Source organism: Sphingobacterium sp. MYb382 (assembly GCF_037572665.1).
GTDB lineage: Bacteria > Bacteroidota > Bacteroidia > Sphingobacteriales > Sphingobacteriaceae > Sphingobacterium.
Window position 1 is genome coordinate 1 of the sequence record NZ_JBBGZT010000005.1, and the last position, 13,642, is coordinate 13,642.

Consider the following 13,642-nt stretch of genomic DNA (forward strand, 5'->3'; position numbering starts at 1 on the left):
AGTCTGGTCCGTGTCTCAGTACCAGTGTGGGGGATTCTCCTCTCAGAGCCCCTAGACATCGTAGCCTTGGTAAGCCGTTACCTTACCAACTAGCTAATGTCACGCGAGCCCATCCATATCCTATAAATATTTAAATACAAAACCATGCGATTCCGTATTGTTATGCGGTGTTAATCCGACTTTCGCCGGGCTATACCCCTGATATGGGTAGGTTGCTCACGCGTTACGCACCCGTGCGCCACTCTCACCAAAATAAAGCAAGCTTTATCTTGGATCCCGTTCGACTTGCATGTATTAGGCCTGCCGCTAGCGTTCATCCTGAGCCAGGATCAAACTCTCCATTGTAAAAATGAATTGTTAGAAACCTAACTATTTATAAAATAATTAGAATTGTCTTTTTTTAATATCTAATTTGAACTGACTAGGTTGATTGTTATTTGTTAACTTTCGTTAGTATAACCAACTACTCGTTACGTTTTCATGATCATTTTCTTAAAGAACTTCTCTCGCCGCCGCGTCGCGCTTTGGCTATATATTTTCCCTATCGCTAGGTTAAACTTAATCTTATTTGTTTCATACATCCTTGCGATGTACGCCCTTCGTTTCGGTTGGGACTGCAAAGGTAGAAAAGCTTTTTGATTTTCCAAAATAAATTTTACTTTATTTTTTCTAGCTCCTCTTTCGTTAAATTTAGAAAAAACCGCATTTATAATGCCGCTATCCTTGTTTTTAACCCTTTATTTCAATCGTCCCTCCCTTGCGGAGTGGTGCAAAGATAGAAGTTTTATACCCCTACTTCCAAATGTTTTTAGCTTATTTATTACGGGTTTTCCTTAAGTACTTGATAACGATACTAGATAATCTTTCCTTGGGTTCGTTTTTAATGGGGAAATAGGCGGTTTGGTTAGGGAATTAGGGCTGTTATTGGGGATGCGACCCCGCGGGGTAGTTTCTTATCGGCATGTACTTTGGCTGTAATTAGGTAAATCCGCTGGATTGAGTTGCTTCTTGCGAGGTTTATAGTTTTTACTTTCCTCTCCTATTTGTTATGCTATCCTTCGACAGGCTCAGGATGACAACAAGTCGAAGTATCATCTTAGAAAGGGGGACTCCTATATATAAGGAAGGGGTACTTTGTCTAAATCTCTCCCTTTAATAACAAGACTTATCTATTTTCCACCCTCTCTATCCAAGTTGTCATGCTGAGCTTGTCGAAGCATCATTTAGAAAGGCTTATTGCACTGCCTATCGTTTCGTTTGCAACGAGGATGCTGGAGGATAGCGTTTACAACGCTGAGTAAAGTCTTTTGCTTAATTATAGTGCGTGTCCTTAGCCAGGACAAGGCTTCACCCTTTTCCTTGATGAAAAGGGTGGCAAAAATCAAGGCTGGCATACGCTGCTATCTTCGCTTGAAAATTCCGGAACAAAACGAACTCGCTACGCTCAGACAGAGTTTTGCTCTTGCGGAATTTACGGCACTACGATTTTACGCAGCAGATGCCTAGGCCTTCTTCTTAGCAAAGCAAGCCATTTATGTTTTGAACACATCTTTCTTTTGCACTCCCCCCCTATCCAAGTTGTCATGCTGAGCTTGTCGAAGCATCATTTAGAAAGGCTTATTGCACAGTCTATCGTCATCGTTTGAAACGAGGATGCTGGAGGATAGCGTTTGCAACGCTTTATTTGAGTCTTTGCTTAATTATAGAACGTGTCCTTAGCCAGGACGGGGCTTCACACTTTTCCTTGATGAAAAGGGTGGCAAAAATCAAGGCTGGCATACGCTGCTATCTACACTTGTAAATTCCGGAACAAAACGAACTCGCTGCGCTCAAACAGAGTTTTCTTCTTGCGGAATTTATGGCTCTACGATTTTACGCAGCAGATGCCTAGGCCTTTTCCTTAGCAAAGCAAGTCAGTTATGTTTTGCGGCTCATTTTTCTTTTGCAGCAACCTATCCAAATTGTCATGCTGCCCTTCGACAGGCTCAGGATGACAAGTCGAAGCATCGTGTTAGAAAGGCTTACTCCTAATATATAAGCAATACTTGGTTTAGATCTCTATTTTTATAATAACAAGACTTTTCTATTTTGCACTCCCTTTTCCAAATTGTCATGCTGCCCTTCGACAGGCTCAGGATGACAACAAGTCGAAGAATCGTTTAGGAAGGTTTGCTCCTATATATAAGGAATACCAGATTTGCTACCGTCCGCTAGTTCTCTCCGTTTGTTTGCACTGTCTATCGTCATCGTTTGCAACGAGGATGCTGGAGCATAGCGTTTGCAACGCTTATTGGAGTATTTTGCTTAATTATAGCGCGTGTCCTTAGCCAGGACCGGGCTTCACCCTTTTCCTTGATGAAAAGGGTGGCAAAAATCAAGGCTGGCATACGCTGCTATCTTCGCTTGTAAATTACGGAACAAAACGAACTCGCTACGCTCAGACAAAGTTTTGTTCTTGCGGAATTTACGGCACTACGATTTACTCAGCAGATGCCTAGGCCTTCTTCTTAGCAAAGCAAATTAGTTCTGTTTTGCAGCTCATTTTTCTTTTGCAGCGACCTATCCAAATCGTCATTATGTTCTACATCAATTTTTCCTATTTGTCATGCTGCCCTTCGACAGGCTTAGGATGACAAGTCGAAGTATCATTTCAAAAGAAGTGAAACAGAATTACAAACTTTTATACAATACGAAACGAACTCTTGCTTGATACCAAATAAATAAAACATCCCCAAAATGGGACAAAAACAATAAGGAGTAATTTCCAAGCAGAAATTCTTTCCTTTGATTTACTAATCCTATAGCTCGTATATATATAGGTTAATACTATTAAGCATCCAATTATAAAGAAGACTATTTCCATGATATATGTTTATTTTAAAAGAATTAAATGATTATTAAAAATTATAAAACACTTATTTTGTGAACCTTACTACAACATAAATATATAAAAAATATTAAATCTATAGATAAAATATTTTTTAACATTCCTCTTTCCTGATAGCAGACTTTCATTATGGTATAAACTGAAACGAACAACCTCGTATCGAAATGTTAGCTGTAAGTCACGAAAACTATCCTTAAGACACATAAAAAAAACTATATTTTAGTTTTTGACGTTTATAATCATATGAAATGAATCTTAAAACAAAACCACGGTTATCGATAAGCTTTATTTTTGTATAGACATAAAAATTAGATAAAATGGAATTTAGAAAATTAGGAAACTCAACATTAGAGGTTTCAGCCATCACTTTTGGTGCCTGGGCAGCTGGCGGATGGATGTGGGGAAGTACCGACAGAAAAGATGCCGTAGAAGCTATTATTGCTTCCTACAACGAAGGCGTGACCTCCATTGATACGGCACCAATCTACGGACAAGGTGTAAGTGAAGAAATTGTAGGAGAAGCTATAAAAGGTATCTCTCGTGATAAAGTACAGCTTCTAACTAAGTTTGGTATGCGTTGGGACCTAGAATCACCCAAAGGTAACTTCGCGATGCACAGTGAGAACAATGAAGGTAAGGCCATCGATATCTACAGATATGCAGGGAAAGAAAGTGTAATTAAAGAGGTTGAAGATAGCTTAAAGCGCCTGGGTACTGACTACATCGACTTACTACAAATTCACTGGCCTGATACAACTACGCCAATCAGTGAAACGATGGAAGCTGTGGATATATTATTGCAACAAGGAAAAATACGTACGGCAGGTGTCAGCAACTATAGTGTTGACCAGGTAAAGGAAGCACGAGAAACTGTAAATATTGTAAGCAATCAAGTGCCCTACAGCATGTTGAACCGCAACATTGAAGCAGACTTGGTACCCTATGCTTTAGAAAATGATTTAAGCATTATTGCTTATAGCCCTATGGAGCGCGGTTTGCTTACCGGTAAATACTTCAAAGATGTGAACTTCGCCTCTGGCGACCACCGTTCTAACTATTTCGGTCAATTCAATCTGGAAAAAGTAAAGACTTTTTTGGAGAAAATAGAGCCATTAGCGGAGGCTAAAAACGCCACTCTTTCACAGCTTGTTTTAAAATGGACAACATTGCAACCGGCGATTACCATTACGCTAGCTGGTGCTAGAAATGCAGAACAGTCGATTTCTAATGCCCAAGCCATTCATATCAAATTGTCTTCAGAAGAAGTTCAGTTCATCAACGATGCTTTAAAGCAGTTGTAATCTATAATAGATACGCTTACCCAACAAGCCCCATCGCCGATAAGGCGATGGGGCTTGTTAATTAGTAAGAGATTCCAATTTTAAATTAATCTTGTCCATCCAGCGCTTCCCTAAGCTTTCCTTTCGTATTCGCTTTCCTAACAAATAGCGTCATCAAAAACCGGCTATCCAATTAAGAAAAATAAAAAAGTACGCCGACACTATAGATTAAGGAATGGATACAACAAATATGTCTTTATCCATGCAAAAAGCTCTTTTTGCATACTTTCATTTTCTATTTTGATTAAAAAAAATCCATATCACAAAATAATAAAATTACCTAAACCAAATATAATTAAACACTTACTGTAAAAAAATACTACTTTTAAGAAAATATACATTAGAGTAATACAATTAGTTTACATTTTAAATTATAAATTATGCTTATTATTTATACCAGACGAACGATTACTTTATTTTTCTTAAGTATTCTCTTCGGTACTGTTTGCAGTGCGCAAACAGGTGTCAACACCAAGAACCCGCTTCACCCCCTTCATGTGGATGGAAAAGGAGATAATCCCTCCACAACACCTCCGAATGCTCTGCAACAATCAAATGATGTCGTCATCACTAGTAATGGTGATGTAGGTATTGGTTTACTGATACCTGGTGCGAAATTAGATGTTAATGGCCGTGTCAGGATTGGAGATTTACAGAAATTAACCACTAAACCAAAAAAAGTAATTGTAGCCGATGATGAAGGCAATCTTTACTATACAGATGTAGAAACTATTGCACCTCCTGTTGAGGATCGGATTTACAGTATAATAAATAAGAATGCCAGACAGCGTTTAGCAACTAAGTCTACCTACTATCCAATGATACTTGATGGGGCCGTTAATGGAGTTAACAACGAAAAATTAACTATTTCAGCAGATAAAACAAGAATTCAGCTACCTCCCAACAAGACTTTAAAGATATCAGGCAGTATCGGAATTATAGGGGCAAATGAGACTCCTACAACCACTAATGCAGCCTACATTGTATCACAGTTTGATTTGGAAAACATTCATAATGATGGTTCACAACTATTGGTACGTACTATAGGCTATACCGAATCGTCGACAGAGCGTTACGATGATGGAGGGGTATCGATGCCTATTATTATTGTGCGAACAGGAAACATAGGTGCGAACGTGTTTTTACGGGTTAAATATGATGGATCAGACGCTCCCGCAAATGGTTATTATATTGGCGGAGAGCCTGGCGAAACAACCATTGGAAGTTATATTCTTGTTGAAGAAATCTAACATCATATACAAACTGTTGTGTAGGAAAAACACAACCCTGCGCAACAGTTTACGAAGTTTCTCTATGCAGTACAGCAGGCAAATTGCTTCATTTCCTTATTAGCCGAAAGGCTAATAATCTTAAGCCTAAAAAAGTATAAAACTCAAATACACTCTTTGACTTTTCTTAAAACAAGCTACAGCTCTTCACGCTGAAATTAAGCCTTATTCCTTATCGAATACGCTAAAGTCCTTATTATCGAAATCTTCAATTACAACAAGAGCATGCTCCAATATCTGTTCAAAATCTTCGTATGCAAGTTGAGCACTTGCAAACAATTCCTCCATCGTAGTAATAACGGCTGAAGCATTTAAAACGAGCTGTACAATTCTAACATTTAAACCAGTAGTAAGCTCAGGATCTTCATGAAGCTGCTTAAAGGAGTCTAAAAAATGTGTTATTTTAACTAACTGACTCTCTTGACTATGGTCAAATTCATTAAATATCTGCTGGATTTTATTAGCTAACCGAAACTTCGGATCAAGATTATTTTTTTGATTATCAGTTCCACTTTTATCAAAAGGAGGATAGTAAGCATAAAGTATTTCTCCCGCTTGTATCGTGATGTCGGTAACATATCTTTCGAGGCTATTTGTAAGCTTTACGACCCTACTATCAACAGCTAAAAAGTACTTCTCAATATTTTGAAGATGGTTGGTCATATTAGACACGACTCCCCAATAGGAAATAAAATAATCTACATCTACGAGCCTAGCCTTTTCAAATAAGGCATACAATTTTTGATAGCCAATTGATGTAATAGAGGAAAAGAAATTGCCATTAAGTTCGAAGACAAACGACATATCAAATTTGTTTACATATAGATTTGTCTTTGATTTACGCAAGTGTTCCAAGTTACTAATTAATGCACGTTTAAGGTTAAGATTCGTTTTACATAAAATTTTGAAAATCATCTGCTGTTCCTCTTTTTCTTTTTCCCGCTCCACTTTCTTTTGTTGTATAAACTGTCTATAAAGCAGTAAGTATGCACCAAAGAAACCAAGTAGCGTTGTGAAAAAGGGCCATACAATTTGGAGAAAGAAATCTCTACCGCTAAAAGACTTTAACTCTTGTAGAATTTCAAATGTATATGATTGATCCATACCTGAAAAAATTAGCAATATTATCCTTTAAAGATAAAAAAATACTCAAAGCATCCCCAATCTACGGGAATCTATTTACGTAATTAATATAAACAAAAGGCATTATTAGTTAAATACTTCAAGTTATTCCTTACTAAAAAGTAAAAGAATAGCATTTCAGCTTCGATATGTCTTTTTTTGATAGTAAGTGGGCTTTTTACGGTCTCCTCCAACCACAACATTCACTAATTTTATACTCTTTACTAAAAAAACAATATTTATTATGAGGAAACTCGATAAATAAGCAAGCAAAACACACTAAGAAGAACATCACTTCAAGGTAATCATTTTTCTTATAAATCACATAAAAAACAAGTCATGACAACTCCGTTTACAAAGTTCACACTTATATTCCTTTGCAGCTTTATTTTCATCACCATTTGTTATGGACAAACTGGTATAAACACAAAGAACCCACGTCAAGTTCTTCACATTGATGGGCAAGGCGACAACCCACAAACGACCAATCCTACGCCGGCACAACAGCTAAATGATGTCGTTATCACGAAGAATGGGGATGTAGGTATCGGATTGCTCACGCCAAGTGTAAAATTAGATATAAACGGCAAAATTAGAATTGCCGATTTGGAGCTTTACACCAATAGACCTAAAAAAATACTCGTGGCAGACGAGAATGGAAATATATTCTACACAGATATAGAAACTATCGCTCCGCCTGTTGAAACCCGAATTTACGGTATTATTAACAAGCAAGCAAGACAGCGTTTGGAAAACAGAGGTAGCTACTACTACGTATTATTAGATGGTGTGGTAAATGGTATCAACAGTGATAAGTTAATCATATCTGCTGATAAGAAAAAAATACAGCTTCCACCAAACAAAACTTTAAAGATAACAGGAAGTATAGGAATCATTGGTGCTACTGAATCACCTACAACCACTAATCCGGCTTACATTGTATCAAAATTTGAATTAGAAGATATCAATAATGACGGATCTCAATCATTGGTACAAACAATTGGCTACACGGAATCATCTACGGAAACTTATGACGATGGAGGTGTTTCCATGCCGATTATAATTGTAAGAACAGGTAGCAAAGGAGCAAATGTTATGCTTCAGGTTAAGTATGGCGGTTCAGCTTCACCGGCAAAGGGTTACTACATTGGTGGAGCGTCTAGTGACACTACTTTAGGAAGTTACATCCTTGTCGAAGAAATATAATAGTTTGCAGGCGAATAATTTCTTATGAGCCTAGACGCAACGAATAAGGAGGTTAATAAGCGATGTGCAAATATGGGGATACGTCGCTTATTCCTCCTTACCTTTCTTTAGATTATTCTAAATGCTGTTGATAATAAATGACTAAATGTATCCTCCCTATATTAGACTTTAAGATTCCCTCCTGTTTGGGAAATATTCTTAATTAAAGGCCCCGGGCGTTCTAAAGCCTCGATTAATTGAATGGCAATAGAGTATATAATTTACAAACAGGCAGGTGTAACCATGCCCCCTCCTCCCATCTACTAAAAATGCCTCCACCTGTTGTTTTCCCTAAAAACTACGTAAAGACTTCATTCCCCCCTCCTCTACAAAAGCACTAATACCCCGTGTATATTCGGCAGAAACAAAAAACAATATATTGCAATATTTAACATTAAAAATAAAAAATAATGCAATATATTGATATATTTGAAGCGTTAAAATGCTACATAAAGCTATATTAAAGAATGAAGGAGAAAAAAGAAGAACGTCATGCTATTATTCTAACGAAGGTCAAAAAAGACCGTAGAATAGCTATGACGGCATTGGCAGATGAGCTACAGGTTTCTGAACATACCATCCGACGGGATTTAAAGGAGCTTTCCGATACGGGATTACTGACGGCTATTCGTGGTGGTGCAACGGTAAAATCAAGTATGCCTTTCAATATATTTGATCGTACGCCACTTGATATTAATGAGAAAAATGAAATAGCAGAAAAGGCTATCAGCCTACTTCAAGATGGTCAAGTAATTTTTTTTGATGGAGGTACCACTACACAGGCTATAGCAGGTAATATCCCTGATCACCTTAAACTCACTGTGGTGACCCATAGTTTCCCGATAGCTAACGTGCTGGCTAATCACCCTAATGTAAAGTTGATTTTTGCCGGTGGCGAATTATGCTCATCCTCATTAACAACGAAAGGAACACAAACGATACAAACTTTTGAGCAGGTATATGCGGACCTCTGTTTTTTGGGTGTTTGCAGTATCGACAGTGAGAAAGGAATTACCGCTCGCTCATTTGAAGAGTCGGCGATAAAACGCGTAATGTGTGAACGTTCGGACAAAATTGTGGCAGCAGCAACCTCCAATAAGCTGGATACTAGCGAGGCTTTCTTCATCCGCGCAGCGAGTAGCATTGATTTCTTAATCACTGAAAAAGACCCTTTAACAACAGACTATCAACGCTATAAAAAGCAAGGTATTCAAATTTTATAATTCATAAAATAAACCAACCATGGAAACAAAGCAAATAAATACAGGCATCCTTAGTTTTGGCATGTCGGGGCGTGTATTTCACGCGCCTTTTATCCATAGCAATCCGTACTTTAACCTTTCTGCCGTGGTGGAAAGAACAAAGAAAGCTGCTCATGAAATTTATGCAAACGTCAAAAGCTACGACAGTGTTGCGCGTCTTTTGGCGGATGATAGCATTGAGCTTGTTATTGTGAACACCCCAAATCATACACACTTTCAGTTTGCCAGCGAGGCCTTACTAGCGGGCAAGCATGTGCTTTTGGAAAAACCTGCAGTTGAAAATTTAGAGCAGCTAGCGCAACTATCTATACTGAGTGGGCAGACGGGTAAGAAACTTTTCTTCTACCAAAACAGACGTTTTGATAGCCATTTTATGTTGGTTAAATCAATTATTGAAGGAGGTCATCTCGGCAAGCTTACCGAAGTACATATACGCTTTGACCGTTACAAAATGGAGCTTGGACAAAAAGATTTCAAAGAGAACAGTCAGTATGCTTCGAGTGGCTTGGTTTATGATTTAGGTCCCCACGTTATCGATCAAGCTATTTCTCTATTTGGAAAACCGCTGAAAGCTAATAAAACAACAGCAATTAATAGAGAAGGCTCGCAAGTTCCTGACTATTTCCATTATCAGCTACAGTATGGTGATAATTTACAAGTTTTCTTAACGGCAAATCTACTCGTCGCAGACCCGCAAACAGCTTTTGTTGTACACGGCACAAAAGGAAGCTTTACTAAGACCATGGCTGATGTGCAAGAGGAACAATTAATAGCAGGCATGCAACCTAGCGACAACCTATATGGTTTTGAACAAAAAGGAAATGAAGGTAAACTGGTCACTATAGCTAGTGATGGCACAAAGGAAACACGCTTAATACCGGCAGAAAAAGGAGATTATAGCTTACTTTTTAACGCTATTCACGATAACCTACGTAATGATATTGCCTATCCGATTACGCTCGACCACATTAAATGGCAAATAGAGCTACTACAGGCAAAAGATTTTGGTTGTTAGCAGGATTATAACCTAACATAGCGCATTATAAAGTTTTATGAAACAGAAAGCGTTTATAAACGGAAAAATCATAACAAACAATAGCATACACGATGGTTATACCCTTTTTACTTTAGGGGACCGTATTGTAGGCTTCAGCAAGGAATTCGTTGACCTAGCAGCATATCAAGTTATTGACTTAAAGGGAAACTATGTATGTCCGAGTTTTATTGATTTACAAGTCATGGGAGCAGATGGTGCGCTGTATGGAGGTAATCCGACTGCTGATGCACTTTGGACTATGGAACAATCCTTATTGAAGCAAGGTGTAGCTGTATTCTTACCGACAGTATCTACCAATTCGATGTTGATTATGCAGAGATCTATTCGTATTGCGGCACAATATCAAAAAAAATCATTAGGAAATTTCTTTGGACTTCATATTGAAGGTCCCTACATCAATGAAAAAAATAAAGGCGCCCATCCCAAGGAATTTATCCGCATACCTACGGTTAACGATATTAAAGAGATGATGCAAGAAAATAAGTCCGTAGTTAAAATGATGACTATTGCTCCTGAGCAGTTTGATTCTGCAACAATGACTTTCCTAGAAGAACAAAAAATAGTACTAGCGATGGGCCATACTGCGGCAACCTACAACGATACTTTAGCTTTTTTGGAGGGTAAGCAAAAAACCATAACCCATCTTTTTAATGGGATGCCCGCTATACATCATCGTGCCCCAGGGCCTATACCGGCTATCTTTGAAAAAAAGCCATACACTAGCATTGTGGCTGATGGTATTCATGTGGACTTCCGCATGGTTGCCTTTGCCAAACAAAACCTTGGTGAATCGCTTTATTTAATATCAGACGCGGCGACGAGCTGTAGTACGGGTATTTATCAGCATACCGACGCGGGAGATAGATTTGTGACTAAAAGCACGCATGATGACACTCCTGTTTTATCGGGTTCTAAATTAACGATGTTACAAGCTATAAAAAACTGTGTACAACAGGTAGGGATATCACTCGCTGAAGCCGTAAATATGGCAACCTTATATCCATCCAAGGCACTGGGGATTGAAGGAGATAATGGTAGCATCGCTGTAGGAAGAATAGCAAATTTTGTGGTTTTTGACTCCGATTATCATATTCAAGAGATATATTTCAGAGGAAATCTTGTTTCAAATTAAGCAGCAAAAGTTCGGAGTCTTATTCTACAGTGAAGACTCTGAACTTTTACTAACGGGCTACGATTACAAAGCTATCTAAAGATTTCACTGTTTTTTGTACGTTCATCGTTTCCAACAGCGATTGACATAAAACCGGATTCCATGTCGTACTATTCTTTAAATCTGGATAAATGGCATTAACAAAATCTACTTCCCATTGTCCATCTTGTAAATAATCGGATGAAATTGAAAAAAAAGTCTGTTCAGCGAAGTTTGCTCTAGCAAGCAATGTTTGAATCGCCTGCGGCGAAAAAAGAGACTGTATATTACCTTCATTCGTCACTTGTTGTGAATAGATGGCGGCTAAGATAGCTGCATTGTAATGGGCTATTTGTGTTGAATTATTGATATTTATATCCCACTCTGCAAAGCATAGTTTAGCACTGATTGTTTTAATTTTTATTAAATAAGCTAATAGTTCGTCCTCGGATTTAAAATACCATGAACAATGAGAAAGGACCACAGCATCATAATCCTGTGGGATAACAAAGTCTAAAAAGTCAGTCTCTAGCAGAAAGTCAATAGCCTTTCCTATTGGACTGGATTTAATACGCTTTGTTGCTTCGCCTAAAGATACTGGTGCTCCATAAGCGGGCGAGCCTAAGTCAATAGCTGTTACATGACCAGTTGGCCCAACGATATCGGCAAGCACCACAGAGGTATCCCCTTGTCCACAACCTATTTCCAAGATGCGCATGCCTACTGTCAAACCAAACGTATCAACTAGTCTATAGCGATGGTTCAATTGAATTTCCTGTATGCTATCGCCTATATACAAATTAGTTTTGGTGATAAGATTTTTAACTCTTGAATCAATAATCATAGTATACAAATTAGGTCTTTACACTAATATAAAATTAAAAAATTAATCCATGCTAACAGCAGTTTAATGGCACTAGAGTTTACTTTCTAGCTAATTATATGTTTATAAAACCTCATCTATGGTTAACCGTAACACAAAGTAGAGCGCCTTCATTAGCTTTGGCAGAAACTAAAATTATATATTAATGAAATCAATAACGCGCTTCACAAAATTGAGTCTTTGCTTCCCTTTACTTCTACTTTTTATTTCTGCTTGCAGCAAAAAAGATCATCCTGTCGATGAACCTAAAGACGATTTTAGTTATGAAGTAACATGTAATAAATGTGATATTACCTATACGGATCAAACCAATACGCAAAAGACGGTAACAAATAATCAAGGAAAATGGAGTTATCGTTTTAATGCCATTACTACATTTGAACTCAACCTTTCCATTAAAACGGTACTTACTACGGATCAAACAATAGAAGCTTATATTTTAAAAAATAACGATGTCGTATATGGCGGTATGGGGTATAACCATGCTATAGTGAGTTACGATACTAAACAAGAAAAGGGAACCGCAACGTATGGGGCTCGCCAAAATGGTAATTCAGGATCTAACGGTTCAGGTAACACGGGAGGAAACAGCCAACCACAGTCGTCGGTATGTGGAGCAAAGAATAAAACAAAAGCCGGCTACTGCCAACGTGTTGTTGTCGGTGGAGGCCGTTGTTGGCAACATTAAACCAATAAAATAGCTCACCTATTATTAACAAAAGCTACTTTTATGGTAGTCAAGCAGAAGTTTTAGAAAGCTTCTGCTTGTTTATATACACCCCGCCGTATAGCTTCCTAGCCGGAAAACAATATTCCTATAAACTTTTTCTCCATTAGGAAACAGAAATTCTCATCTATTTTCCGATTCATTTTACGGAAACCCGTATAAAATAGAGCTGTCAGAAATTTACTTTTACAGGCCTTGCAAGAGCTATGGCGTTTCTTTAATCTACATGGAATAATTATCAATACATGAAGCTTTACCTATTATTATCTTTCCTTCTTTTAAGCTTAACAGCATGTAATTTTTCACCATCAACGAGTTTTTCTGTTCAAGATATCAAGAAAGACACCATCTTTGAAACAACATTAACTAAGGATCCTAACGGAATCTTACATATTAAAGTTGAGGGAGAGATTGATGATTCCATTATTATCAACTACAGACTATTTCCTAAAGGAAAAATTGATACAACCTTTAGACAAGATTGGTATAGCAAAGATGTAGCTATTCAGTATTACAGCTACAAGGCTAAAAAGGGACATCTACATATATCGTTAAATTGATTCATTGTAAATGTCTACAAAATCTAACCTGAGAATCTTTTTAATACACATGATTTAATATAAGTCTATAAAAACAAGACTTGTCGTCACATAACTTATGTGGTATTTTCCAACTATTTT

General features: G+C 37.7%; 10 protein-coding genes and 1 rRNA gene. 8 read left to right on the forward strand and 3 right to left on the reverse strand.

Annotated elements, in window-relative coordinates; genetic code table 11:
* Positions 1 to 345, reverse strand: a 16S ribosomal RNA gene (locus WH223_RS00030); the annotation flags it as partial.
* A 2,859-nt stretch (positions 346 to 3,204) separates the two neighbouring features.
* On the opposite strand from WH223_RS00030, the gene WH223_RS00035 reads away from it, so the two are divergent.
* Complete coding sequence (locus WH223_RS00035; RefSeq protein ID WP_340045467.1) at positions 3,205 to 4,188, forward strand: aldo/keto reductase; 984 nt, start codon at positions 3,205 to 3,207, stop codon at positions 4,186 to 4,188.
* 419 nt (positions 4,189 to 4,607) lie between these two features.
* Positions 4,608 to 5,477, forward strand: a complete 870-nt coding sequence (locus tag WH223_RS00040; RefSeq protein WP_340045468.1) for a hypothetical protein — start codon at positions 4,608 to 4,610, stop codon at positions 5,475 to 5,477.
* 204 nt (positions 5,478 to 5,681) lie between these two features.
* Here the strand turns inward: WH223_RS00040 and WH223_RS00045 are convergent, their stop codons facing one another.
* The gene (locus WH223_RS00045) at positions 5,682 to 6,620 is read right to left on the reverse strand and encodes a hypothetical protein (protein WP_340045469.1); all 939 of its coding nucleotides are present in this window, start codon (positions 6,618 to 6,620) and stop codon (positions 5,682 to 5,684) included.
* Between the two features lie 357 nt (positions 6,621 to 6,977).
* Here WH223_RS00045 and WH223_RS00050 point away from each other — a divergent pair, with 357 nt between their 5' ends.
* The 4 genes from WH223_RS00050 (at position 6,978) to nagA (ending at position 11,334) form a co-directional block, all read left to right on the forward strand.
* On the forward strand, positions 6,978 to 7,844 hold the full coding sequence (locus WH223_RS00050) for a hypothetical protein (protein WP_340045470.1): 867 nt from the start codon (positions 6,978 to 6,980) through the stop codon (positions 7,842 to 7,844).
* A 506-nt stretch (positions 7,845 to 8,350) separates the two neighbouring features.
* Positions 8,351 to 9,106 (forward strand): DeoR/GlpR family DNA-binding transcription regulator, encoded by a 756-nt coding sequence (locus WH223_RS00055; protein ID WP_340045471.1) that lies wholly within the window; start codon positions 8,351 to 8,353, stop codon positions 9,104 to 9,106.
* A 19-nt stretch (positions 9,107 to 9,125) separates the two neighbouring features.
* Positions 9,126 to 10,160, forward strand: a complete 1,035-nt coding sequence (locus WH223_RS00060) for a Gfo/Idh/MocA family protein (protein WP_340045472.1) — start codon at positions 9,126 to 9,128, stop codon at positions 10,158 to 10,160.
* Between the two features lie 37 nt (positions 10,161 to 10,197).
* Positions 10,198 to 11,334: an N-acetylglucosamine-6-phosphate deacetylase gene (gene nagA, locus WH223_RS00065; protein WP_340045473.1), complete on the forward strand. Its 1,137-nt coding sequence runs from the start codon at positions 10,198 to 10,200 to the stop codon at positions 11,332 to 11,334.
* Positions 11,335 to 11,383: 49 nt separating this feature from the next.
* Here nagA and WH223_RS00070 read toward each other — a convergent pair whose 3' ends face one another.
* Positions 11,384 to 12,196, reverse strand: coding sequence for an SAM-dependent methyltransferase (locus WH223_RS00070; protein ID WP_340045474.1), 813 nt, complete (start codon positions 12,194 to 12,196; stop codon positions 11,384 to 11,386).
* A gap of 184 nt (positions 12,197 to 12,380) precedes the next feature.
* On the opposite strand from WH223_RS00070, the gene WH223_RS00075 reads away from it, so the two are divergent.
* Positions 12,381 to 12,923 (forward strand): hypothetical protein, encoded by a 543-nt coding sequence (locus tag WH223_RS00075; protein WP_340045475.1) that lies wholly within the window; start codon positions 12,381 to 12,383, stop codon positions 12,921 to 12,923.
* Between the two features lie 284 nt (positions 12,924 to 13,207).
* On the forward strand, positions 13,208 to 13,522 hold the full coding sequence (locus WH223_RS00080) for a hypothetical protein (protein WP_340045476.1): 315 nt from the start codon (positions 13,208 to 13,210) through the stop codon (positions 13,520 to 13,522).
* Positions 13,523 to 13,642: the final 120 nt, after the last annotated feature.

Bases quoted from the DNA above. Each gene is read 5' to 3' on its own strand.
- WH223_RS00035 (WP_340045467.1), top strand. From the start codon at position 3,205: ATGGAATTTAGAAAATTAGGAAACTCAACATTAGAGGTTTCAGCCATC.
- WH223_RS00060 (WP_340045472.1), top strand. From the start codon at position 9,126: ATGGAAACAAAGCAAATAAATACAGGCATCCTTAGTTTTGGCATGTCG.
- WH223_RS00075 (WP_340045475.1), top strand. From the start codon at position 12,381: ATGAAATCAATAACGCGCTTCACAAAATTGAGTCTTTGCTTCCCTTTA.
- nagA (WP_340045473.1), top strand. From the start codon at position 10,198: ATGAAACAGAAAGCGTTTATAAACGGAAAAATCATAACAAACAATAGC.
- WH223_RS00040 (WP_340045468.1), top strand. From the start codon at position 4,608: ATGCTTATTATTTATACCAGACGAACGATTACTTTATTTTTCTTAAGT.
- WH223_RS00080 (WP_340045476.1), top strand. From the start codon at position 13,208: ATGAAGCTTTACCTATTATTATCTTTCCTTCTTTTAAGCTTAACAGCA.
- WH223_RS00070 (WP_340045474.1), bottom strand. From the start codon at position 12,196: ATGATTATTGATTCAAGAGTTAAAAATCTTATCACCAAAACTAATTTG.
- WH223_RS00050 (WP_340045470.1), top strand. From the start codon at position 6,978: ATGACAACTCCGTTTACAAAGTTCACACTTATATTCCTTTGCAGCTTT.
- WH223_RS00055 (WP_340045471.1), top strand. From the start codon at position 8,351: ATGAAGGAGAAAAAAGAAGAACGTCATGCTATTATTCTAACGAAGGTC.
- WH223_RS00045 (WP_340045469.1), bottom strand. From the start codon at position 6,620: ATGGATCAATCATATACATTTGAAATTCTACAAGAGTTAAAGTCTTTT.